The 20749-nt window shown below is 56.7% G+C and carries 24 protein-coding genes; 21 read left to right on the top strand and 3 right to left on the bottom strand.

Annotated features, from left to right (window positions below):
• The first annotated feature begins 39 nt into the window (after positions 1 to 39).
• From mdcA to mdcH, 8 genes are all read left to right on the top strand, one after another.
• Positions 40 to 1695 carry a malonate decarboxylase subunit alpha gene (gene mdcA / locus USG84_RS17600; RefSeq protein WP_013099050.1) on the top strand — a complete coding sequence of 552 codons (1656 nt, stop codon included), beginning with the start codon at positions 40 to 42 and terminating at the stop codon, positions 1693 to 1695.
• The gene (locus USG84_RS17595; RefSeq protein ID WP_151412446.1) at positions 1695 to 2552 is read left to right on the top strand and encodes a triphosphoribosyl-dephospho-CoA synthase; all 858 of its coding nucleotides are present in this window, start codon (positions 1695 to 1697) and stop codon (positions 2550 to 2552) included. Before mdcA ends, USG84_RS17595 begins: the two co-directional genes overlap by 1 nt.
• A 9-nt stretch (positions 2553 to 2561) precedes the next feature.
• Entirely contained in the window at positions 2562 to 2861 is a 300-nt protein-coding gene (gene mdcC, locus USG84_RS17590; protein ID WP_029882152.1) for a malonate decarboxylase acyl carrier protein, read from the top strand.
• Complete coding sequence (locus USG84_RS17585; protein ID WP_151412447.1) at positions 2854 to 3687, top strand: biotin-independent malonate decarboxylase subunit beta; 834 nt, start codon at positions 2854 to 2856, stop codon at positions 3685 to 3687. Before mdcC ends, USG84_RS17585 begins: the two co-directional genes overlap by 8 nt.
• Positions 3687 to 4487, top strand: a complete 801-nt coding sequence (gene mdcE, locus USG84_RS17580) for a biotin-independent malonate decarboxylase subunit gamma (protein ID WP_151412453.1) — start codon at positions 3687 to 3689, stop codon at positions 4485 to 4487. The genes USG84_RS17585 and mdcE overlap by 1 nt, the downstream gene beginning before the upstream one ends.
• A 123-nt stretch (positions 4488 to 4610) precedes the next feature.
• A complete protein-coding gene (locus USG84_RS17575) occupies positions 4611 to 5570 on the top strand; it encodes an AEC family transporter (RefSeq protein ID WP_230136923.1) in 960 nt (319 codons plus the stop codon).
• Positions 5571 to 5572: 2 nt separating this feature from the next.
• On the top strand, positions 5573 to 6190 hold the full coding sequence (locus USG84_RS17570) for a malonate decarboxylase holo-ACP synthase (RefSeq protein WP_320738397.1): 618 nt from the start codon (positions 5573 to 5575) through the stop codon (positions 6188 to 6190).
• Positions 6190 to 7086: a malonate decarboxylase subunit epsilon gene (gene mdcH / locus USG84_RS17565; protein WP_151412448.1), complete on the top strand. Its 897-nt coding sequence runs from the start codon at positions 6190 to 6192 to the stop codon at positions 7084 to 7086. The genes USG84_RS17570 and mdcH overlap by 1 nt, the downstream gene beginning before the upstream one ends.
• 23 nt (positions 7087 to 7109) lie before the next feature.
• Here the strand turns inward: mdcH and USG84_RS17560 are convergent, their stop codons facing one another.
• Together USG84_RS17560 and USG84_RS17555 are read right to left on the bottom strand one after the other, a co-directional pair.
• Positions 7110 to 8042 (bottom strand): LysR substrate-binding domain-containing protein, encoded by a 933-nt coding sequence (locus tag USG84_RS17560; RefSeq protein WP_320738396.1) that lies wholly within the window; start codon positions 8040 to 8042, stop codon positions 7110 to 7112.
• A 15-nt stretch (positions 8043 to 8057) separates the two neighbouring features.
• Positions 8058 to 9962 (bottom strand): ABC transporter ATP-binding protein, encoded by a 1905-nt coding sequence (locus USG84_RS17555; protein WP_320738395.1) that lies wholly within the window; start codon positions 9960 to 9962, stop codon positions 8058 to 8060.
• 135 nt (positions 9963 to 10097) lie between these two features.
• Between USG84_RS17555 and kefG the strand changes: the two genes are divergently transcribed.
• The 4 genes from kefG (at position 10098) to slyD (ending at position 13356) form a co-directional block, all read left to right on the top strand.
• Positions 10098 to 10652: a glutathione-regulated potassium-efflux system ancillary protein KefG gene (gene kefG, locus USG84_RS17550; protein ID WP_021242220.1), complete on the top strand. Its 555-nt coding sequence runs from the start codon at positions 10098 to 10100 to the stop codon at positions 10650 to 10652.
• Positions 10652 to 12457 carry a glutathione-regulated potassium-efflux system protein KefB gene (kefB, locus tag USG84_RS17545; RefSeq protein ID WP_061096899.1) on the top strand — a complete coding sequence of 602 codons (1806 nt, stop codon included), beginning with the start codon at positions 10652 to 10654 and terminating at the stop codon, positions 12455 to 12457. The genes kefG and kefB overlap by 1 nt, the downstream gene beginning before the upstream one ends.
• A 13-nt stretch (positions 12458 to 12470) precedes the next feature.
• Positions 12471 to 12671, top strand: coding sequence for a YheV family putative zinc ribbon protein (locus USG84_RS17540; RefSeq protein WP_003861689.1), 201 nt, complete (start codon positions 12471 to 12473; stop codon positions 12669 to 12671).
• 94 nt (positions 12672 to 12765) lie between these two features.
• Complete coding sequence (gene slyD, locus USG84_RS17535) at positions 12766 to 13356, top strand: peptidylprolyl isomerase (RefSeq protein ID WP_003861691.1); 591 nt, start codon at positions 12766 to 12768, stop codon at positions 13354 to 13356.
• 50 nt (positions 13357 to 13406) lie between these two features.
• On the opposite strand, the gene USG84_RS17530 is transcribed toward slyD, so the two are convergent.
• Complete coding sequence (locus USG84_RS17530; protein ID WP_008503009.1) at positions 13407 to 13625, bottom strand: protein SlyX; 219 nt, start codon at positions 13623 to 13625, stop codon at positions 13407 to 13409.
• Positions 13626 to 13863: 238 nt separating this feature from the next.
• Between USG84_RS17530 and fkpA the strand changes: the two genes are divergently transcribed.
• The 9 genes from fkpA to tuf all read left to right on the top strand — a co-directional run.
• Positions 13864 to 14685: an FKBP-type peptidyl-prolyl cis-trans isomerase gene (gene fkpA / locus USG84_RS17525; protein ID WP_023331457.1), complete on the top strand. Its 822-nt coding sequence runs from the start codon at positions 13864 to 13866 to the stop codon at positions 14683 to 14685.
• 166 nt (positions 14686 to 14851) lie between these two features.
• On the top strand, positions 14852 to 15574 hold the full coding sequence (locus tag USG84_RS17520) for a transcriptional regulator (RefSeq protein WP_014885489.1): 723 nt from the start codon (positions 14852 to 14854) through the stop codon (positions 15572 to 15574).
• Complete coding sequence (tusD, locus tag USG84_RS17515) at positions 15574 to 15960, top strand: sulfurtransferase complex subunit TusD (protein WP_028014640.1); 387 nt, start codon at positions 15574 to 15576, stop codon at positions 15958 to 15960. The genes USG84_RS17520 and tusD overlap by 1 nt, the downstream gene beginning before the upstream one ends.
• Positions 15960 to 16319, top strand: a complete 360-nt coding sequence (gene tusC, locus USG84_RS17510; RefSeq protein ID WP_151412449.1) for a sulfurtransferase complex subunit TusC — start codon at positions 15960 to 15962, stop codon at positions 16317 to 16319. Before tusD ends, tusC begins: the two co-directional genes overlap by 1 nt.
• A gap of 7 nt (positions 16320 to 16326) precedes the next feature.
• Positions 16327 to 16614 carry a sulfurtransferase complex subunit TusB gene (gene tusB, locus USG84_RS17505; RefSeq protein ID WP_041911943.1) on the top strand — a complete coding sequence of 96 codons (288 nt, stop codon included), beginning with the start codon at positions 16327 to 16329 and terminating at the stop codon, positions 16612 to 16614.
• 124 nt (positions 16615 to 16738) lie between these two features.
• Complete coding sequence (gene rpsL, locus USG84_RS17500; RefSeq protein ID WP_000246815.1) at positions 16739 to 17113, top strand: 30S ribosomal protein S12; 375 nt, start codon at positions 16739 to 16741, stop codon at positions 17111 to 17113.
• Between the two features lie 96 nt (positions 17114 to 17209).
• A complete protein-coding gene (gene rpsG, locus USG84_RS17495; protein WP_003861706.1) occupies positions 17210 to 17680 on the top strand; it encodes a 30S ribosomal protein S7 in 471 nt (156 codons plus the stop codon).
• 96 nt (positions 17681 to 17776) lie between these two features.
• Positions 17777 to 19891, top strand: a complete 2115-nt coding sequence (gene fusA, locus USG84_RS17490; RefSeq protein WP_028014637.1) for an elongation factor G — start codon at positions 17777 to 17779, stop codon at positions 19889 to 19891.
• 69 nt (positions 19892 to 19960) lie between these two features.
• The coding region (tuf, locus tag USG84_RS17485) for an elongation factor Tu (RefSeq protein ID WP_320738394.1) at positions 19961 to 20749 on the top strand (789 nt) is incomplete at its 3' end.

Raw genomic sequence — 20749 nt, 5'->3', positions numbered from 1 at the left:
AAGCAAATCAAAATGATGTGCTGAATCAGGAGGTTAATAATGTTATCTGGGCAAATACCCACCCGGCAATGGAACACCCGACGCAGCGAAAAAGCGCGTCGTCTGGCCTCCGTACCGGTGCAGGGCAAGGTTCTGCCAACCGGCGACCTTGTCGCCATGCTGGAAAAACTGATCGCACCAGGCGATAAGGTCGTTCTGGAAGGCAACAACCAGAAGCAGGCGGATTTTCTTTCCCGCTCGCTGGCCGAAGTGAACCCGCAAATCGTGCATGACCTGCACATGATCATGCCAAGCGTTGGCCGCAGTGAACATCTGGATATCTTTGAGAAGGGCATTGCCCGTAAGCTGGACTTCTCCTTCTCCGGCACGCAGAGCCTGCGAATCTCCCAGCTGCTGGAGGATGGTCAACTCGAAATCGGCGCCATTCATACCTATATCGAACTGTATTCACGTCTCTACGTCGACCTTTCACCAAACGTGGCGCTGATTGCCGGGTTTAAAGCAGACCGTAAAGGCAATCTCTACACCGGGGCGAGCACCGAAGATACCCCGGCGCTGGTGGAGGCCGCCGCGTTCCACGATGGGATCGTCATCGCACAGGTAAACGAGCTGGTGGACGACGAGTGCGACCTGCCGCGCGTCGATATCCCAGGCTCCTGGATTGACTACGTGGTGGTGGCCGACAAGCCGTTCTTTATCGAACCGCTGTTTACCCGCGACCCGCGCCTGATCAAACAGGAACACATCCTGATGGCGATGATGGCCATCAAAGGCATCTACGCTGAACATCAGGTGCAGTCCCTGAACCACGGCATTGGTTTTAACACCGCGGCAATCGAGCTGCTGCTGCCCACCTACGGCGAACAGCTCGGCCTGAAGGGCAAAATCTGTAAACACTGGACGCTGAACCCGCACCCGACGCTGATCCCGGCAATTGAAAGCGGCTGGGTGGAGAGCGTGCACTGCTTCGGCGGCGAGCTGGGGATGGAAGAGTACATCCGCGCCCGTCCGGACGTGTTCTTCACCGGTGCTGACGGCTCCATGCGCTCCAATCGCGCCTTCTGCCAGCTGGCGGGCCAGTACGCCGTGGATATGTTTATCGGCTCAACCCTGCAGGTGGATGGTTACGCCAACTCCTCAACGGTGACTCGCGGTCGCCTCTCCGGCTTCGGCGGCGCGCCGAACATGGGCCACGATCCGCACGGTCGTCGCCACGCCACCCCGGCCTGGCTGAATATGATCACCGAACCAGATCCGATGCAGCGCGGTAAAAAGCTGGTCGTGCAGATGGTGGAAACCTTCCAGGCAGGCGTGAAGCCGACCTTCGTGGAAAAACTCGATGCCGTAGACGTGGCGAAAGCCTCCGGCATGCCGCTGGCACCGGTGATGATTTACGGCGATGACGTCACCCACGTGCTGACGGAAGAGGGGATTGCCTACCTTTACCGGGCAAAAGATCTGGAAGAGCGTCGTGCCATGGTCGCGGCCGTGGCGGGTATTACCGATATCGGTCTGGGCGTGGACGCCAGACGCGTGGCGGAACTGCGCCAGAGCGGCAAGGTCGTGTACCCGGAAGACATGGGTATTCGCCGTACCGATGCCACCCGCTCTCTGCTGGCGGCGGGCAGCGTGGCTGACCTCGTTGAGTGGTCCGGTGGTCTATACAACCCACCTGCGAAATTCCGGAGCTGGTAATGACACTTCTGCCCCAGATTCAGGTTGAAGGCGGTGCCGAATGGCTGGCGCGAACCGCCACGCAGTGTCTGATTGACGAAGCGCGTTTAAGCCCGAAACCCGGTCTGGTGGACAGCCGGGGGAACGGCGCGCACCACGATTTATCCCTTGCGTTGATGGAGCGCTCCGCGCACAGCCTGACCCCCACCTTTCAGGCGCTGGCGCAGCAGAGCTGGCGGCGTCCGGCGGATATTGCCCTCAGGCAAACCGTTGGCCGCCTTGGCCGCGAAGGCGAACGGCAGATGATGATCGCTACCGACGGCGTGAATACGCACCGTGGCGCAATCTGGGCGCTGGGGCTGCTGGTGAGCGCGGTGGCGATGCTGGGCGGCGACGCCCGCGCGCAAACCGTCGCTAACACCGCCGCGCAGCTGGCGAAACTCCCGGACGACGCGGCGCCGAAGGTGTTCAGTAAGGGGTTACGCGCCACGCACCGCTACCGCGTGCCGGGCGCACGGGAAGAGGCTCAGCAGGCGTTTCCGCACGTTATGCAGCGCGCGCTGCCGCAGCTTCGCCTCAGCCGTCTCAACGGCAGCAGCGAAACGAACGCCAGACTCGACGCGCTGATGGCAATCATGACCTCGCTCACCGATACCTGCGTGCTGTCGCGCGCCGGAATGGAGGGGCTGGACGCCATGCAGAACGGCGCCCGGGCGGTACTGAACGCCGGAGGATGCGCAACGCTCGCGGGGCAGCAGGCGCTGGCGCGGTTAGATCGCCAGATGCTGACGCTCAATGCCTCACCGGGCGGCGCCGCCGACCTGCTTGCCGCTACGCTGTTTCTTGACCGTGTCGAAACGCCCTATTCAAAGCATTAAGAGGATGTTATGGAAAAAATCACATTGACCATGCCAGCCAGCCGCACGTTAAGCGGCCGGGCGCTGGCAGGGGTAGTTGGATCCGGGGATATGGAGGTGCTCTTCACCGCCGAACCGGGACAGACGCTAACCATTGATATCACTACTTCAGTCGATAACAGCCGTGGGCGCTGGGAGGCGTTGTTCAGCCGCCTGGAGACCGTCAGCAGCCTGCCCGCAGGCAAACTGACCATCCACGACTTTGGCGCGACGCCGGGCGTGGCGCGCATTCGTATCGAACAGGTTTTTGAAGGGGTGAGCCATGCGTGATGACAGCAGCTTTATCGAATTAAAAGCGCGCCAGCGTGCGCAGGCGCTGCTCGACGAGGGCAGCTACCGCGAACTGCTGGATCCGTTTGAAGGCATTATCTCTCCGTGGTTGGGGCCACAGGGCATTGTTCCTCAGGCCGATGACGGCATGGTGGTCGCGAAAGGGACCATCAACGGCCAGCCTGCGGTAGTCGTGGCAATTGAAGGCGCGTTCCAGGGCGGCAGCATGGGCGAGGTTTCCGGCGCGAAAATGGCGGCGGCGCTTGAGCTGGCGGCGGAAGATAACCGCAACGGCATTCCGACTCAGGCGGTGCTGTGTCTCGAAACCGGCGGCGTGCGCTTGCAGGAAGCCAACCTCGGCCTGGCGGCGATTGCCGATATCCACGCGGCGATCGTTGACCTGCGTCGCTACACGCCCGTTATCGGGATCGTGGCCGGAACCGTGGGCTGCTTCGGCGGGATGTCCATTGCGGCAGCGCTGTGCAGCTACCTGATTGTGACCCGCGAAGCGCGTCTGGGGCTAAACGGCCCTCAGGTAATTGAGCAGGAAGCGGGCATTGACGAGTACGACTCCCGCGACCGTCCGTTTATCTGGAGCATGACCGGCGGCGAGGTGCGTTATCAGAGCGGGCTGGTGGACGCGCTGGTCGGCGACGGCGTGAATGCGGTGAAAGCCGCGATGAACGAGGCCATCGCCAAAGGCGTACCGGCGAAGCATCGCACCGATAACTATGACGATTACCTGAACCGTCTGACCAATTTCGACACCCGCAAACAGGCCGATGCCGAACAGATTAACGCGCTTTTTGCCCGGGAGGTGAAATGATGAGTAACGCAATGAGCCGTGGCGAACGCTGGCTGGAAACCTTCGCGCCGAACGCCAAACGTATTGAGGGGCTTTGCCCGTCCGTGCAGGCGGCAGACGGTGAGCTGAACGGTGAAACGGTGCGTTTTGTCGCCGTGGTGCCGGATGCCAACAACCACTTCCCGCGCGCGGCGAAAGGGGAAGTCGGCCTGCTGGAAGGCTGGACGCTGGCGAAAGTGGTCAGCGAAACCGTCGCGGCAGATGCTGATAAAACCGTTAAGCGCCCGATTGTGGCGGTGATCGACGTCCCAAGCCAGGCCTATGGCCGTCGCGAAGAGGCGTTTGGTATCCACCAGGCGCTGGCGGGAGCCGCGGCCGCCTACGCCAACGCGCGCCTGGCGGGTCATCCGGTGATTGGCCTGATTGTTGGTAAAGCCATGTCCGGCGCGTTTCTGGCGCATGGCTACCAGGCCAACCGTCTGATTGCCTTTAACGATAAAGGCGTGCTCATCCACGCCATGGGGAAAGAGTCTGCCGCGCGGATCACCCTGCGCAGCGTGGAGGCGCTGGAAAAACTGGCTGCCACTATTCCGCCTATGGCGTATGACATTAACAACTACGCCACGCTGGGGCTGCTCTCCAGCCTGCTGGATATCAGCAACCCGGATGCCCCATCCGATAGCGACCTGACGCTGGTGAAAACCACCCTGCAACAGGCCATCAGTGACGCTCGCCAGGACCCGACGCTAAAAAGCCGTCTGGGTGCTGACAATCGCCGCAGCTCGGCGCTCGTACGCGAACGTATGCGCGCCAGCTGGTAAGTAAAAAGAGACCTGCCAGATGCACAACCTCACGGGCATATCCGTTATGCCCGTGCGGGAACCTGCATCCTGAAAATAATAATCATCGCGCCAGTGCTACTTCTTTTTAATCACAGGTGATTTATGACTTACGTAATTGTTCATGCTCTCGCACCGATTTTCGTCATCATGCTGCTGGGATTCTGGGCCGGTAAGGCAAAGATGGTCGATAACAAAAATGTTTCCCTGCTCAATATCTTCGTCATGGATTTTGCGCTGCCTGCCGCGCTGTTCAGCGCGACCGTGCAAACCCCGTGGACCGGCATCGTGGCGCAGTCGCCGCTGATCCTGGTGCTGACCCTGGCGATGTGGATCACCTACGCAGCCATCTATTTTCTTGCCACGAAGGTCTTTAAAAAATCCCCGCAGGATGCGGCCGTGCTGACGCTCACCGTCGCGCTGCCAAACTATGCGGCGCTTGGTCTGCCGATTCTGGGCAGCGTGCTGGGTGAGGGATCTTCCACGTCTCTGTCCGTAGCGGTCTCTATTGCCTGCGGTTCCGTGCTGATGACGCCGTTCTGTCTGCTGATTCTGGAGCGGGAAAAAGCGCGCGCTGAGGGCAATACCTCCGGCTCAACCCTCTCTATGCTGCCGGTGCTGATGTGGCGTTCGATTAAAAAACCGATCGTGATGGGGCCGCTGCTGGGTGTGATTTTATCCGCCATCGGCATCAAAATGCCTGAGCTGGTCCTCGCTGCGATTAAACCGTTGGGGCTGTCCGCCACCGCTGCGGCGCTGTTCCTGACCGGGGTGATCCTCTCTGCCCGTAAGCTGCAGATCAACACCATGGTGATCACCTCCACCATCGCCAAGCTGCTGATCCAGCCAGCCATTGCCTGGGGTATCGTTTTAATCTTCGGTCTGCACGGCTCCGTGGCGATCACCGCCATCCTGATGATTGCGCTTTCTGCGGGCTTCTTCGGCGTGGTGTTCGGTAACCGCTTTGGCGTGCAGTCGCCGGATGCAGAAGCGGTACTGCTGTTAAGCTCCGTACTGTGTATCCTGTCGCTGCCGCTGTTTATTTCGCTGACTTCAGGAATGTAATCATGACCACAACATTACGCCCCCACGACCTCATCTGGCTTACCTCGCGCGACGCGCTGGAAGGGATTACCGAATCCTGGGTGGATGCCGCCTGGCATACCGGCCTGCCGGTGGTGGTGCGGCGTGATGTTGATAACGATGGCCGAATCCCCGTTGGCGTGCGCGGACTGCGCCGCGACCAGCGGGCGGCCGGATGGGTGAAGACGGAAAACGTACGCCGCGTGGTGTCTCCTGAAGACCTGTGCGCCACCGCCGAACTGCTGCGTTCGCCGTTTGTCACCCAGCCACCGGTTCAGGTGGCGCTGCAGCTTGCGCAGCAGTCGTGGCCGTGGACGTGGGGCATAACCGGCAGCACCGGCTACGCGCTGGCGACCGGCATTCCGGTGATCCATGCCGACAGCGATCTCGATCTGCTGATCCGCGCCCCGCAGCCGATATCACCTGACGCGTTTGCCGCCTGGCAGTTGCAGTTGAATGGTACGCTGTGCCGGGCTGATACGCAGGTGGATACGCCTGAAGGCGGATTCGCGCTGGCGGAGTGGCTGCGCGACGGTAAAACGCTGCTGAAAACCCGCCGTGGGCCACGCCTGGTGGCAGACCCATGGCGCAGGGAGGAGTGATGAAAATACTGTTTACCTTTCCGGGTCAGGGCACGCAGCATGAAGGTATGCTGCAAAACCTGCCGGGAACGGAACTGGCTCAGGCGCGTGAGGTGCTGGGCGCCGAAGTTGATACGCTGGACAGTGCCGCCTCGTTAACCCATACCCGTGCGGTGCAGCTTTCTCTGCTCATCGCTGGTGTCGCCTGGGCGCGCGAGCTGGAGCGATGTGGCGTGTCACCTGACATCGTCAGCGGTTTATCGATTGGCGCTTACCCCGCAGCGGTGGTGGCAGGGGCGCTGGAATTTACGGACGCGCTTAAGCTTGTGGCGCTGCGCGGCGACCTGATGGAACAGGCCTGGCCGCACGGTTACGGCCTGACGGCCATCATGGGCTTAACCCTGTCGCAGGTGGAACAGCTAGTCGAGGGTAGCGGAACGTATATTGCAAACCTGAATGCCGAAACGCAGATCGTCATTGCCGGATCCGATGAAGGGATGGCACTGGTGGCAAAACGCGCCCTGGAAAAAGGTGCGAGCAAAGCGCAAAGGCTGGCTGTCAGCGTACCATCCCACTGTGAACTGCTGGCGGAACCGGCACAAAAGCTGGCGGCGGCATTTGAGTCCGTCACGCTGGCTCGTCCACGCTGTGCGTACCTGAGCGGCAGTACCCGCCGCGTGCTCTGGCAGCCGGAAAAAATCGCTGACGATCTGGCAATGAATATGGCGCGCACCGTGCGCTGGCAGGAGGCAGTGATAGCCGCGAACGAACGTGAAGCCCGGCTGGCGATCGAGATGCCGCCCGGCGGCGTTCTGACCTGCCTGACGCGTCAGGCGGCGTGGGAAGGGGAGACAATTTCGCTGGAGCGCAGCGGCGTGGACGTGGCGGTGCATCTGGCAGAAAGGCTTCGTGCGTGAATTTTTAGCCCGGTGGCGCTACGTCAGGCATCCTCCTGCAGGCTGCGCGCATACATCCGCCCCTCGGCGGCTAATGCCCGCAGGCTCGGGTCCTGCTCGCGGTTGCGGGCAAAGACAATCGCGATCAGCTGCTGCATCTGGTACGGCTGTGCCAGCTTTAACAGCTGCACGGAATTTTCATATACCTTCTTCATCCTGCCCGGCATCAGCGTAAAGCCCACGCCAGCCTGAACCAGGCTTAGCATTGAGAAAATGTCATTCACGCGGGTGACAATTTCCGGTTCAAATCCGGCGATATGAAATGCTTCCTGGAACCCCGCATAGGTGGCGAACCCTTCTGCCAGTGAGACAAATTTCTGATCTTTGTAATCGCGTAAATCCGCCAGCCCGCCGGTATTCAGCGTGGCAGAGGCCGGAGCGGCCAGGAAAATGTCATCATGAAACAGGGGCAGGACTTCAAGGCTGTTGCGGTCGATGTCGCTTTCGGAAATCGAGATGAGGATCGCGTCCAGCGTACCGTCATCGAGCATGTGCAGCAACGTATCGTTGGAGCCCATGGTTAGATCCATCTCCAGATCCGGACGACGCAGCTTCATGCCCATAATCAGGCGCGGCACGGTTTCCAGCGTCAGCGAGTAGAGCGTGCCGACGCGCAACCGTCCCTGACCAATACCGGCGACTTTGCGGGATTCTTCCAGCCCGCGCTCCATCACCTGCATAACTTCCTGGCAATACTCCAGCAGCGTCCACGCCGAGGGAAGGGCAACCAGGTTACGCCCTTTGTGGGTAAAGAGGGGGCAGCGGACGTTCTCTTCCAAGGTATGCAACGCCCGGTGTACGCTGACGCCGCTCAGCCCCAGCGTTTCGGCGGTACGCGCGATATTGCCCTTCTCCATAAACGTCATGAAGATGCTGAGCTTGCGGAATGTAATTTCGCTCGTGATATCGAAACCCATAACCCTCCCGGCGTGTTAGTCTGCCTGCAGCATCGCTTCCAGCTGTTCCTGGGCGTCCAGCCACGCCATTTCGCACTCTTCGAGGCTGGATTTGGTCTTCGCCTGGGTTTGCAGGCAGTCCGTCAGCTCGGCTTTACGGCTCTGATCGTACAGACCGCTATCGCCGAGCTTCTCTTCAACGGCGGCAAGCGTGGCGTTGAGCTTTTCCATCTCTTTTTCAAGACGGGCAATCTCTTTACGCAGCGGCTGGGTCTGGGTGCGCAGTTCCGCTTCGCGACGCTTCTGGTCTTTACGTGACTGCGCGCTGTTGGCGTTGTCTTTGGCTGACTCTTCAGGCTGGTTTTCCTGTTTCTGTACGTCCGTCAGCCACTGCTGGTAGTCTTCCAGGTCGCCGTCGAACGGTTCGACTTTACCGCCGTGTACCAGGTAGAGATCGTCCGTGGTGGAGCGGATCAGGTGGCGGTCGTGCGAAACCACCACCAGCGCGCCTTCGAACTCAATTAGCGCTTCGGTCAGCGCCTGGCGCATGTCGAGATCCAGGTGGTTGGTCGGTTCATCGAGCAGCAGCAGGTTAGGGCGCTGCCAGACGATCAGCGCCAGCACCAGACGGGCCTTTTCGCCGCCGGAGAAACGCTCGGTGTTTTCAGTCACCTTATCGCCCTGGAAGCCGAAGCCGCCGAGATAGTCGCGCAGCTTCTGCTCCATTTCCTGCGGTGCAAGACGCGCGAGGTGCTGAATTGGGGATTCATCCGCGCGTAAAAATTCCAGCTGATGCTGGGCGAAATAGCCCAGCTTGATGCCCTTCGCCAGGCCGATTTCACCGCTGATTGGGTTAAGCTCGCCCGCAAGCAGCTTGATTAGCGTCGATTTACCGGCGCCGTTGCGCCCCAGCAGGCCAATGCGCGAACCCGGCACCAGGTTAAGCTTGATGGAGTCGAGGATGATGCGATCCCCATAGCCAGCGCTGACCTTTTCCATCTTCAGAAGCGGGTTCGGCAGGCTTTCCGGCGCGCGGAAGCTGAAGTGGAACGGGTTATCCACGTGTGCCGGGGCAATCATCTCCATGCGTTCCAGCATCTTGATGCGGCTCTGGGCCTGCTTGGCTTTTGACGCCTTGGCCTTAAAGCGATCCACGAAGCTCTGCAGGTGCGCCACGCGCTGCTGCTGGCTTTCGTACATGGACTGCTGCTGGGCAAGGCGCGTCGCGCGCTGGCGCTCGAAGGAGCTGTAGTTGCCGGTGTACTCGAACATGGTTTGCTGTTCGATATGAATGATTTTATCCACCACCGGGTCGAGGAAGTCGCGGTCGTGGGAGATGAGAATCAGAGTGCCCTGATAGCTCTTGAGCCACTTCTCCAGCCAAATAACCGCATCGAGATCGAGGTGGTTGGTCGGTTCATCGAGCAGGAGCAGGTCTGAGCGGCAGATCAGCGCCTGCGCCAGGTTGAGGCGCATGCGCCAGCCGCCGGAGAAATCGCTGACCGGGCGTTCAAGCTGTTCATTACTGAAGCCCAGGCCGTGCAGCAGGCTGGAGGCGCGGGAGCGAATGGTCCACGCGTCGATGGCGTCCAGCTTACCGTGAACGGTAGCGATGGCGTGACCGTCGTTGCGCTCGTTGGCCGCATTGAGCTCCGCTTCGAGCTTGCGGTATTCGCGATCGCCGTCGATAACATAGTCGAGCGCCGGTTCGCTCAGGGCTGGCGTCTCCTGATTTACCCACGCAAGCTGCCAGTTCCCCGGGAAGGTAAAGTTACCGCCATCCGCGCTAATCTCGTTTTTCAGCAGCGCCAGCAGGGTGGATTTACCGCAGCCGTTTTTGCCGACCAGACCCACTTTCTGGCCCGGGTTGATGGTAGCAGTGGCGTTATCCAGCAGGACGCGCACGCCGCGACGAATTTGTAACGAGGAGAAAACAATCATAGAAGCGCCGTATGTTCCGACTATGTTAATTTGTCATTATGATAATGTAAGGTGTGGGCCATTTTCCGCACCGGGCCGCCATGGTAGCCCAAAACAACGACGATACACAAAAACAGAAACAAGACCGGGAGGGGAATGATGTCTCAGACAGCAAAAGTGCTGCTGCTGTATGCCCATCCGGAATCTCAGGACTCGGTGGCGAACCGGGTGCTGCTTAAGCCGGCCACACAGCTCAGTAACGTAACGGTGCACGATCTCTACGCGCACTATCCTGATTTCTTTATTGATATTCCTTATGAGCAGGAACTGCTGCGTCAGCATGACGTTATCGTGTTCCAGCATCCGCTTTATACCTATAGCTGCCCGGCACTGCTCAAAGAGTGGCTGGACCGCGTGCTGAGCCGGGGCTTCTCCAGCGGGGTGGGGGGCAACCAGCTGGCGGGAAAGTACTGGCGCAGCGTGATTACCACCGGTGAACCCGAAAGCGCTTACCGTCACGACGGGCTGAACCGCTATCCGATGAGCGACATCCTGCGGCCTTTCGAGCTGACGGCGGCCATGTGCCGCATGCACTGGATGAGCCCGATTATCGTTTACTGGGCACGACGTCAGGATCCGAAAGAGCTGGCAAGCCACGCCAGAGCCTACGGTGAATGGCTGGCATCACCGATTCCGGCAGGGGGTCGTTAATGGAAGGATCGAATTTACTCCTCGCCGGGGTGCTGTTTTTATTTGCCGCCGTTGTCGCGGTGCCGCTTGCCGCCCGTATCGGCATCGGGGCGGTGCTGGGGTATTTGCTCGCGGGGATTGCCATTGGCCCATGGGGACTGGGTTTCATCAGTGACGTGGATGAAATTCTCCACTTCTCGGAGCTCGGCGTGGTGTTTCTGATGTTCATCATCGGCCTCGAACTGAACCCCTCGAAGCTGTGGCAGCTTCGACGCTCTATCTTTGGCGTGGGCGCCGCGCAGGTGCTGTTTAGCGCCGCGATTCTGGCAGGCCTGTTAATGCTGACCAACTTTTCCTGGCAGGCGGCTGTGATTGGTGGGATTGGTCTCGCAATGTCGTCGACGGCGATGGCGCTGCAGCTGATGCGCGACAAGGGGATGAACCGCAATGAGGCCGGACAGCTGGGCTTTTCGGTACTGCTGTTCCAGGATTTAGCGGTGATCCCGGCGCTGGCGCTGGTGCCGCTGCTGGCGGGCTCGGGCGACGATCACTTCGACTGGGCAAAAATTTCCATGAAGGTGCTGGCCTTCGCGGGCATGCTGATTGGCGGACGTTTCCTGTTACGTCCGGTGTTTCGCTTTATTGCCGCCTCGGGCGTGCGCGAGGTGTTTACCGCCGCGACGCTGCTGCTGGTGCTCGGCTCCGCGCTGTTTATGGACGCGCTGGGGCTGTCGATGGCACTGGGCACCTTTATTGCCGGCGTGCTGCTGGCGGAGAGTGAATATCGGCACGAGCTGGAAATTGCTATCGATCCCTTCAAAGGGCTGCTGTTAGGCCTGTTCTTTATTTCGGTGGGAATGGCGCTCAATCTTGGCGTGCTTTATACCCATCTGCTCTGGGTTGTGGTGAGTGTTGCGATCCTGGTGGCGGTGAAAACGCTGGTGCTGTACGTCATGGCGCGTATCTACGGGTTGCGCAGTTCGGAACGCATGCAGTTTGCCAGCGTGTTGAGCCAGGGAGGCGAGTTTGCGTTTGTGCTGTTCTCCACCGCCTCCTCCCAGAAGCTGTTTAAAGATGACCAGATGGCACTGCTGCTGGTGACGGTCACGCTGTCGATGATGACCACGCCGCTGCTGATGAAGATGGTGGATAAGCTCCTGTCGCGCCGCCTGAATCCGGCAGACGATGAAGATGAAGCGCCGTGGGTGGAAGATGATAAGCCGCAGGTGATTGTCGTGGGCTTCGGCCGCTTCGGGCAGGTGATTGGCCGCCTGTTGATGGCGAACAAAATGCGCATTACGGTGCTGGAGCGCGATATCAGCGCGGTCAACCTGATGCGCAAATATGGCTACAAGGTCTATTACGGCGATGCCACCCAGCTTGAGCTTCTGCGCTCGGCCGGGGCGGAAGCCGCGGAGTCTATCGTCATCACCTGCAACGATCCGGAAGACACGATGAAGCTGGTGGAGCTGTGTCAGCAGCACTTCCCGCACCTGCATATTCTGGCGCGTGCCCGGGGACGTGTTGAAGCTCACGAATTGTTGCAGGCAGGTGTGAAACACTTCTCCCGCGAAACGTTCTCCAGCGCGCTGGAGTTGGGGCGTAAGGCGTTAATCTCCCTGGGGATGCATCCTCACCAGGCGCAGCGCGCCCAGATGCACTTCCGCCGGCTGGATATGCGAATGCTGCGCGAGCTGATGCCGGTACACACCGATACGGCGCAGATCTCCCGCGTGCGGGAAGCGCGGCGCGAGCTGGAGGAGATCTTCCAGCGAGAGATGCAACAGGAACGACGCCAGCTCGACGGCTGGGATGAATTTGAATAAAGGGTAACGAAAGATGGCTGTACGTAAACGCTTTATCGCGGGTGCAAAGTGCCCGTCTTGCCAGGCTCAAGATACGCTGGCCATGTGGCGCGAAAATAATATTGATATAGTTGAGTGTGTTAAGTGCGGTCACCAGATGCGTGAGGCCGACAAAGAAGCACGCGATCACGTTCGCAAAGAAGAGCAAGTGATCGGCATTTTTCATCCAGACTAGCGATATGCTCTGAGTTTTTTTAAGCTTAAGGGTACACGGGTGCAGATTTCCGCTACAATCTGCGCCAGCAATTTTCCCACGCTCAGGAGATATCATGAAAGTAGCAAAAGACCTGGTGGTCAGCCTGGCCTATCAGGTACGTACAGAAGACGGTGTGTTGGTTGATGAGTCTCCGGTGAGTGCGCCGCTGGACTACCTGCATGGTCACGGTTCCCTGATTTCCGGCCTGGAAACTGCGCTGGAAGGTCATGAAGTTGGCGATAAATTCGACGTTGCTGTAGGCGCGAACGACGCTTACGGTCAGTATGACGACAACCTGGTTCAGCGTGTTCCTAAAGACGTATTCATGGGCGTTGACGAGCTGCAGGTTGGCATGCGCTTCCTGGCTGAAACTGACCAGGGTCCGGTTCCTGTTGAAATCACTGAAGTTGAAGACGACCACGTTGTGGTTGACGGCAACCACATGCTGGCTGGCCAGAACCTGAAGTTCAACGTAGAAGTTGTTGCGATCCGCGAAGCGACCGAAGAAGAGCTGGCTCATGGCCACGTTCACGGTGCGCACGGTCACGACCACGATCACGATCACGGCCACGACGGCTGCTGCGGTGGTCACGGCCACGACCATGGTCATGACCACGGCCACGGTAAAGGTGGTTGCGGCAACGGCGGCTGCGGTTGCCACTAATTCCGTCATGCGGAAAATAAAAAAGCGGGATAATCCCGCTTTTTTACGCCTCAATAATGAGGTGGTGGCGTCTCTTCTGACTGTGAGGCAATGTTTGACGGCTGCGTCGCCTTCAGTTTTTCCGTCAGCAGGCGCATATGATCCCGCAGTTTCGCCATTTCGAGTTCGTGCGCGGTCACGGTCTGGTTAAGCTCTTCGATGGTGATGTCCTGAAAAGCCAGGCGGCTTTCCAGCTCAGCCATTCTCGCTTCTATCGTTGTGTCCTTCATCATTCACCTCGTTTATATCTGATACGCCATATTGGCCCAGCGGCGGCGCAGTTTAACTGAGTTTATCCTGAAGTGCAGTCTCTATCCCGTTGGCAAGAAACTTATTTAAACAAAAATAGTCTGAAAAGTGGCGAGAATTGGAAGTGTCTGTCTGTAGATTTCTTCCGCAACGTTTTATAGTACGTCACTCATTTACGTTTAACGCTGGGGTGAGAGTCCCCAGGCCCTGGAGATATGGATGAAATCACTGTTTAAAGTAACGCTGCTGGCGACGACGATGGCTGTTGCACTGAACGCGCCGCTGTCATTCGCTGCTGATACTGCTGCGAAGCCTGCTGCCACTGCAGACAGCAAAGCGGCGTTCAAAAATGACGACCAGAAATCCGCCTACGCACTGGGCGCATCTCTGGGCCGCTACATGGAAAACTCTCTGAAAGAACAAGAGAAATTGGGCATCAAACTGGATAAAGCCCAGCTGATCGCGGGTGTTCAGGACGCCTTTGCTGATAAGAGCAAACTTTCTGACCAGGAAATCGAACAGACTCTGCAGGCGTTCGAAGCGCGCGTGAAGGGTGCCGCTCAGACCAAGATGGAAGCGGACGCTAAAGACAACGAAGCGAAAGGCAAAGCCTACCGCGATACCTTTGCTAAAGAGAAGGGTGTGAAAACCTCCTCTACTGGCCTGGTGTACAAAGTTGAGAAAGAAGGTACCGGTGATGCGCCTAAAGACAGCGACACTGTTGTAGTGAACTACAAAGGTACGCTGATCGACGGTAAAGAGTTCGACAACTCTTACACCCGTGGTGAACCTCTTTCCTTCCGTCTTGACGGTGTAATCCCTGGCTGGACTGAAGGCCTGAAAAACATCAAGAAAGGCGGCAAAATCAAGCTGGTTATCCCACCGGATCTGGCCTATGGCAAAACTGGCGTTCCGGGTATCCCGGCTAACTCCACGCTGGTCTTCGACGTAGAGCTGCTGGACATCAAACCAGCGCCGAAAGCGGATGCGAAACCGGAAGCGCAGGCAGATCAGAAAGCTGCGACAGACGCTAAGAAGTAATGTGATGCAAACCGCCGCCTTTTAAGGCGGCGGTTTTTTTATTGTGGGGCAGATATAATTAACACTGGAAAGCGTTAGGCACGCTGTATTAATTTAGTTGTCCGTGTAGATAATGAGCCTGCCCTGAAAACCTAACGACAGGCTCCTGAAAAGGAGTGTTTTTTTCATGTCCAGGTCGCTTTTAACCAACGAAACCAGTGAACTTGATTTGCTGGATCAACGTCCTTTTGACCAGACCGACTTCGATATTCTGAAATCCTATGAAGCGGTAGTGGACGGGTTAGCGATGCTCATTGGTTCCCACTGCGAAATCGTATTGCACTCCCTGCAAGATCTGAAGTGTTCCGCCATCCGCATTGCTAATGGTGAGCATACCGGCCGTAAAATTGGTTCGCCAATTACCGACCTTGCATTGCGTATGTTGCATGACATGACCGGCGCGGACAGCAGCGTCTCAAAATGTTATTTCACCCGCGCCAAAAGCGGCGTGCTGATGAAATCAGAAACCATCGCGATTCGAAACCGCGAGCATCGTGTGATTGGACTGCTGTGCATCAACATGAACCTTGATGTGCCATTCTCGCAGATCATGAGCACCTTTATTCCACCAGAAACGCCAGACGTTGGCTCTTCTGTTAACTTTGCCTCCTCCGTTGAAGATCTCGTCACGCAGACGCTTGAGTTCACTATTGAAGAGGTCAATGCCGACCGCAACGTATCGAACAACGCCAAGAATCGCCAGATCGTACTTAATCTCTACGAGAAAGGGATTTTCGACATTAAAGATGCCATCAACCAGGTGGCCGATCGTCTGAACATCTCCAAGCATACGGTTTACCTCTACATCCGTCAGTTCAAAAGCGGCGATTTCGTGGGGCAGGATAAGTAATGCGTTTTGCGCTAATGGTGACGGGCCCGGCGTATGGAACTCAGCAGGCCAGCAGCGCGCTGCAGTTTGCGCATGCGCTGCTGGCGGCCGGACACGAACTGGCGAGCGTCTTTTTCTATCGGGAAGGGGTGTATAACGCGAACCAGTTTACGTCGCCGGCGAGCGACGAGTTTGACCTGGTCCGCGCCTGGCAGGCGTTAAATGAAAAGCAGGGCGTAGAGCTGCATATCTGCGTGGCGGCGGCACTGCGTCGCGGCGTGACGGATGCAGCCGAAGCCGAACGCCTGGGGTTATCGGGCGCTAACCTGCAGCCTGGTTTTTCATTGAGTGGTCTGGGCGCATTGGCTCAGGCGGCGTTAACCTGCGACAGAGTGGTGCAATTCTGATGAAGCGTGTGGCATTTATTTTTACTTCTGCGCCGCACGGCAGTGCCTCTGGCCGCGAAGGACTGGATGCGCTGCTCGCGACATCGGCATTAACAGAAGATATCGGCGTCTTCTTTCTGGGGGACGGCGTGCTTCAGCTTCTGGCGGGCCAACAGCCGCAGGCCATTCTGGCGCGCGACTACATCGCCACCTTCAAAGTGCTGCCGCTTTACGATATTGAAAGCTGCTATGTCTGTGCCGACTCTTTAACGGCCCGCGGTTTAAGCGATAAGACGCCTTTTGTGCTGGATGTGACGACCTTACCTGCCGCAGCAATGCGTGAACAACTATCCCACTACGACACCATTCTGACTTTCTGAGGCTTCCATGCTCCATATTCTCAGCCATTCACCATGGCAATGTGATATCGACACGCTGTTGAGCATGCTGCGCGAAGGTGACGATCTGCTGCTGATTCAGGATGGCGTGCTCGCGGCGCTTGAAGGCGGCCGTTTCGTTGAAATTCTCACGAATGCCCCCATAACTGTCTCTGCGCTGAAGGACGATCTGGATGCGCGGGGTCTTTCTGGTCAAATTTCAGCCAAAATTGACGTGGTTGGCTATACTGATTTCGTCAATCTTACTGTGACGCACGCCAGTCAAATGAACTGGTGATTTGAGATCGCTGTATATTTCTTGACACCTTTTCGACGTAGCCCTAAAATTTCGCGTCCTCATATTGTATGAGGTCGTTTTATTACGTGTTTACGAAGCAAAAGCTAAAACCAGGAGCTATTTAATGGCAACAGTTAACCAGCTGGTACGCAAACCACGTGCACGCAAAGTTGCAAAAAGCAACGTGCCTGCGCTGGAAGCCTGCCCGCAGAAACGTGGCGTATGTACTCGTGTATATACCACCACTCCTAAAAAACCAAACTCCGCACTGCGTAAAGTATGCCGTGTGCGTTTGACTAACGGTTTCGAAGTGACTTCCTACATCGGTGGTGAAGGTCACAACCTGCAGGAGCACTCCGTGATCCTGATCCGTGGCGGTCGTGTTAAAGACCTTCCGGGTGTTCGTTACCACACCGTTCGTGGTGCGCTGGACTGCTCAGGTGTTAAAGACCGTAAGCAGGCTCGCTCCAAGTACGGCGTGAAGCGTCCTAAGGCTTAATGGTTCTCCGTTAAGTAAGGCCAAACTGATTTATCTTAATGTCAAACTAAACTCGTAGAGTTTTGGACAATCCTGAATTAACAACGGAGTATTCCCATGCCACGTCGTCGCGTCATTGGTCAGCGTAAAATTCTTCCAGATCCGAAGTTCGGATCAGAACTGCTGGCAAAATTTGTAAATATCCTGATGGTAGATGGTAAAAAATCTACTGCAGAAGCAATCGTATACAGCGCGCTGGAGACCCTGGCTCAGCGTTCTGGTAAAAATGAACTGGAAGCTTTCGAAGTCGCTCTCGACAACGTTCGCCCAACTGTAGAAGTTAAGTCCCGCCGCGTTGGTGGTTCTACTTATCAGGTTCCAGTTGAAGTTCGTCCGGTTCGTCGTAATGCCCTGGCAATGCGTTGGATCGTTGAAGCTGCTCGTAAACGCGGTGATAAATCCATGGCTCTGCGTCTGGCGAACGAACTTTCTGATGCTGCAGAAAACAAAGGTACTGCAGTTAAGAAACGTGAAGACGTTCACCGTATGGCAGAAGCCAACAAGGCGTTCGCACACTACCGTTGGTAATCCCTTCGGAGTATTAGTCACCAGGCGGGCGCTTCAGAGAAGCCGCCCGCTCTGGGTAACTTAACTGAACGCCTAAAGAAACAAACGAGGAATCAAATGGCTCGTACAACACCCATCGCACGCTACCGTAACATCGGTATCAGTGCGCACATCGACGCCGGTAAGACCACTACTACCGAACGTATTCTGTTCTACACCGGTGTAAACCATAAAATCGGTGAAGTTCATGACGGCGCAGCCACCATGGACTGGATGGAACAGGAGCAGGAGCGTGGTATTACCATCACCTCCGCAGCGACTACTGCATTCTGGTCAGGTATGGCTAAGCAGTACGAACCGCATCGCGTAAACATCATCGACACCCCGGGCCACGTTGACTTCACCATCGAAGTAGAACGTTCCATGCGTGTTCTTGACGGCGCGGTAATGGTTTATTGCGCAGTTGGTGGTGTTCAGCCACAGTCTGAAACCGTATGGCGTCAGGCGAACAAATATAAAGTTCCACGCATCGCGTTCGTTAACAAAATGGACCGTATGGGTGCTAACTTCCTGAAAGTTGTTGGCCAGATCAAAACCCGTCTGGGCGCGAACCCTGTTCCGCTGCAGCTGGCAATTGGTGCTGAAGAAGGCTTCACCGGCGTTATCGACCTGGTGAAAATGAAAGCCATCAACTGGAACGATGCAGACCAGGGCGTTACCTTCGAATACGAAGATATCCCGGCTGAGATGCAGGACCTGGCTGACGAATGGCACCAGAACCTGATCGAATCCGCTGCTGAAGCTTCTGAAGAGCTGATGGAGAAATACCTGGGTGGTGAAGAACTGTCTGAAGAAGAGATCAAAAAAGCTCTGCGTCAGCGCGTTCTGAACAACGAAATCATCCTGGTAACCTGTGGTTCTGCGTTCAAGAACAAAGGTGTTCAGGCGATGCTGGATGCGGTAGTTGACTACCTGCCATCCCCGGTTGACGTTCCTGCGATCAACGGCATCCTGGACGACGGTAAAGATACTCCGGCTGAGCGTCACGCAAGTGATGACGAGCCGTTCTCTGCACTGGCGTTCAAAATTGCTACCGACCCATTCGTGGGTAACCTGACCTTCTTCCGCGTTTACTCTGGTGTGGTTAACTCCGGTGACACCATCCTGAACTCCGTGAAAGCGGCGCGTGAACGTTTTGGCCGTATCGTACAGATGCACGCTAACAAACGTGAAGAGATCAAAGAAGTTCGTGCGGGCGACATCGCTGCAGCTATCGGTCTGAAAGACGTGACCACTGGTGACACCCTGTGTGACCCGGATCACCCGATCATTCTGGAGCGTATGGAATTCCCTGAGCCGGTAATCTCCATCGCGGTTGAACCAAAAACCAAAGCTGACCAGGAAAAAATGGGTCTGGCTCTGGGCCGTCTGGCGAAAGAAGACCCATCATTCCGCGTATGGACTGATGAAGAATCTAACCAGACCATCATCGCTGGTATGGGTGAACTGCACCTGGACATCATCGTTGACCGTATGAAGCGTGAATTCAACGTTGAAGCGAACGTGGGTAAACCTCAGGTTGCTTACCGCGAAGCGATTCGCGCGAAAGTTACCGATGTTGAAGGTAAACACGCTAAGCAGTCTGGTGGTCGCGGTCAGTACGGTCACGTTGTGATCGACATGTACCCACTGGAGCCGGGCTCTAACCCGAAAGGTTACGAGTTCATCAACGACATCAAAGGTGGTGTAATTCCTGGCGAATACATCCCAGCCGTTGATAAAGGCATCCAGGAACAGCTGAAAGCGGGCCCTCTGGCTGGCTATCCGGTTGTTGACATGGGTATCCGTCTGCACTTCGGTTCTTACCACGACGTTGACTCCTCTGAACTGGCGTTTAAACTGGCTGCGTCTATTGCCTTTAAAGAAGGCTTTAAGAAAGCAAAACCAGTTCTGCTTGAGCCAATCATGAAGGTTGAAGTAGAAACTCCTGAAGAGAACACCGGTGACGTTATCGGTGACTTGAGCCGTCGTCGCGGTATGCTGCGTGGTCAGGAATCCGAAGTAACTGGCGTTAAGATCCACGCTGAAGTTCCGCTGTCTGAAATGTTCGGATATGCAACTCAGCTGCGTTCTCTGACCAAAGGTCGTGCATCATACACCATGGAATTCCTGAAGTATGATGATGCGCCTAACAACGTTGCTCAGGCCGTTATTGAAGCCCGTGGTAAGTAATCCACAGGATTAAAACCTAAGTCCCGTGCTCTCTCCAGCGGGGAGAGCACTATAGTAAGGAATATAGCCGTGTCTAAAGAAAAATTTGAACGTACAAAACCGCACGTCAACGTTGGTACTATCGGCCACGTTGACCATGGTAAAACTACCCTGACCGCTGCAATCACTACCGTTCTGGCTAAAACCTACGGTGGTTCTGCTCGTGCATTCGACCAGATCGATAACGCGCCAGAAGAAAAAGCTCGTGGTATCACCATCAACACCTCTCACGTTGAATATGACACCCCGACTCGCCACTACGCACACGTAGACTGCCCAGGCCACGCCGACTATGTTAAAAACATGATCACCGGTGCTGCGCAGATGGACGGCGCGATCCTGGTTGTTGCTGCGACTGACGGCCCAATGCCTCAGACTCGTGAGCACATCCTGCTGGGTCGTCAGGTAGGCGTTCCTTTCATCATCGTGTTCCTGAACAAATGCGACATGGTTGATGACGAAGAGCTGCTGGAACTGGTAGAGATGGAAGTTCGTGAACTGCTGTCTCAGTACGATTTCCCGGGCGACGACACTCCTATCGTTCGTGGTTCCGCGCTGAAAGCGCTGGAAGGCGAAGCAGAGTGGGAAGCGAAAATCATCGAACTGGCTGGCTACCTGGATTCTTACATCCCAGAACCAGAGCGTGCGATTGACAAGCCATTCCTGCTGCCAATCGAAGACGTATTCTCCATCTCCGGTCGTGGTACAGTTGTTACCGGTCGTGTAGAGCGCGGTATCATCAAAGTTGGTGAAGAAGTTGAAATCGTTGGTATCAAAGAGACTGCGAAGTCTACCTGTACTGGCGTTGAAATGTTCCGC

The sequence above is a fragment of the Enterobacter sp. 168J2 genome (assembly GCF_034107265.1).
Lineage (GTDB): Bacteria > Pseudomonadota > Gammaproteobacteria > Enterobacterales > Enterobacteriaceae > Enterobacter > Enterobacter nematophilus.
This window is presented reverse-complemented; position numbering and strand designations above follow the sequence as displayed.

Bases quoted from the DNA above. Each gene is read 5' to 3' on its own strand.
- mdcA (WP_013099050.1), top strand. From the start codon at position 40: ATGTTATCTGGGCAAATACCCACCCGGCAATGGAACACCCGACGCAGC.
- USG84_RS17595 (WP_151412446.1), top strand. From the start codon at position 1,695: ATGACACTTCTGCCCCAGATTCAGGTTGAAGGCGGTGCCGAATGGCTG.
- mdcC (WP_029882152.1), top strand. From the start codon at position 2,562: ATGGAAAAAATCACATTGACCATGCCAGCCAGCCGCACGTTAAGCGGC.
- USG84_RS17585 (WP_151412447.1), top strand. From the start codon at position 2,854: ATGCGTGATGACAGCAGCTTTATCGAATTAAAAGCGCGCCAGCGTGCG.
- mdcE (WP_151412453.1), top strand. From the start codon at position 3,687: ATGAGTAACGCAATGAGCCGTGGCGAACGCTGGCTGGAAACCTTCGCG.
- USG84_RS17575 (WP_230136923.1), top strand. From the start codon at position 4,611: ATGACTTACGTAATTGTTCATGCTCTCGCACCGATTTTCGTCATCATG.
- USG84_RS17570 (WP_320738397.1), top strand. From the start codon at position 5,573: ATGACCACAACATTACGCCCCCACGACCTCATCTGGCTTACCTCGCGC.
- mdcH (WP_151412448.1), top strand. From the start codon at position 6,190: ATGAAAATACTGTTTACCTTTCCGGGTCAGGGCACGCAGCATGAAGGT.
- USG84_RS17560 (WP_320738396.1), bottom strand. From the start codon at position 8,042: ATGGGTTTCGATATCACGAGCGAAATTACATTCCGCAAGCTCAGCATC.
- USG84_RS17555 (WP_320738395.1), bottom strand. From the start codon at position 9,962: ATGATTGTTTTCTCCTCGTTACAAATTCGTCGCGGCGTGCGCGTCCTG.
- kefG (WP_021242220.1), top strand. From the start codon at position 10,098: ATGATGTCTCAGACAGCAAAAGTGCTGCTGCTGTATGCCCATCCGGAA.
- kefB (WP_061096899.1), top strand. From the start codon at position 10,652: ATGGAAGGATCGAATTTACTCCTCGCCGGGGTGCTGTTTTTATTTGCC.
- USG84_RS17540 (WP_003861689.1), top strand. From the start codon at position 12,471: ATGGCTGTACGTAAACGCTTTATCGCGGGTGCAAAGTGCCCGTCTTGC.
- slyD (WP_003861691.1), top strand. From the start codon at position 12,766: ATGAAAGTAGCAAAAGACCTGGTGGTCAGCCTGGCCTATCAGGTACGT.
- USG84_RS17530 (WP_008503009.1), bottom strand. From the start codon at position 13,625: ATGAAGGACACAACGATAGAAGCGAGAATGGCTGAGCTGGAAAGCCGC.
- fkpA (WP_023331457.1), top strand. From the start codon at position 13,864: ATGAAATCACTGTTTAAAGTAACGCTGCTGGCGACGACGATGGCTGTT.
- USG84_RS17520 (WP_014885489.1), top strand. From the start codon at position 14,852: ATGTCCAGGTCGCTTTTAACCAACGAAACCAGTGAACTTGATTTGCTG.
- tusD (WP_028014640.1), top strand. From the start codon at position 15,574: ATGCGTTTTGCGCTAATGGTGACGGGCCCGGCGTATGGAACTCAGCAG.
- tusC (WP_151412449.1), top strand. From the start codon at position 15,960: ATGAAGCGTGTGGCATTTATTTTTACTTCTGCGCCGCACGGCAGTGCC.
- tusB (WP_041911943.1), top strand. From the start codon at position 16,327: ATGCTCCATATTCTCAGCCATTCACCATGGCAATGTGATATCGACACG.
- rpsL (WP_000246815.1), top strand. From the start codon at position 16,739: ATGGCAACAGTTAACCAGCTGGTACGCAAACCACGTGCACGCAAAGTT.
- rpsG (WP_003861706.1), top strand. From the start codon at position 17,210: ATGCCACGTCGTCGCGTCATTGGTCAGCGTAAAATTCTTCCAGATCCG.
- fusA (WP_028014637.1), top strand. From the start codon at position 17,777: ATGGCTCGTACAACACCCATCGCACGCTACCGTAACATCGGTATCAGT.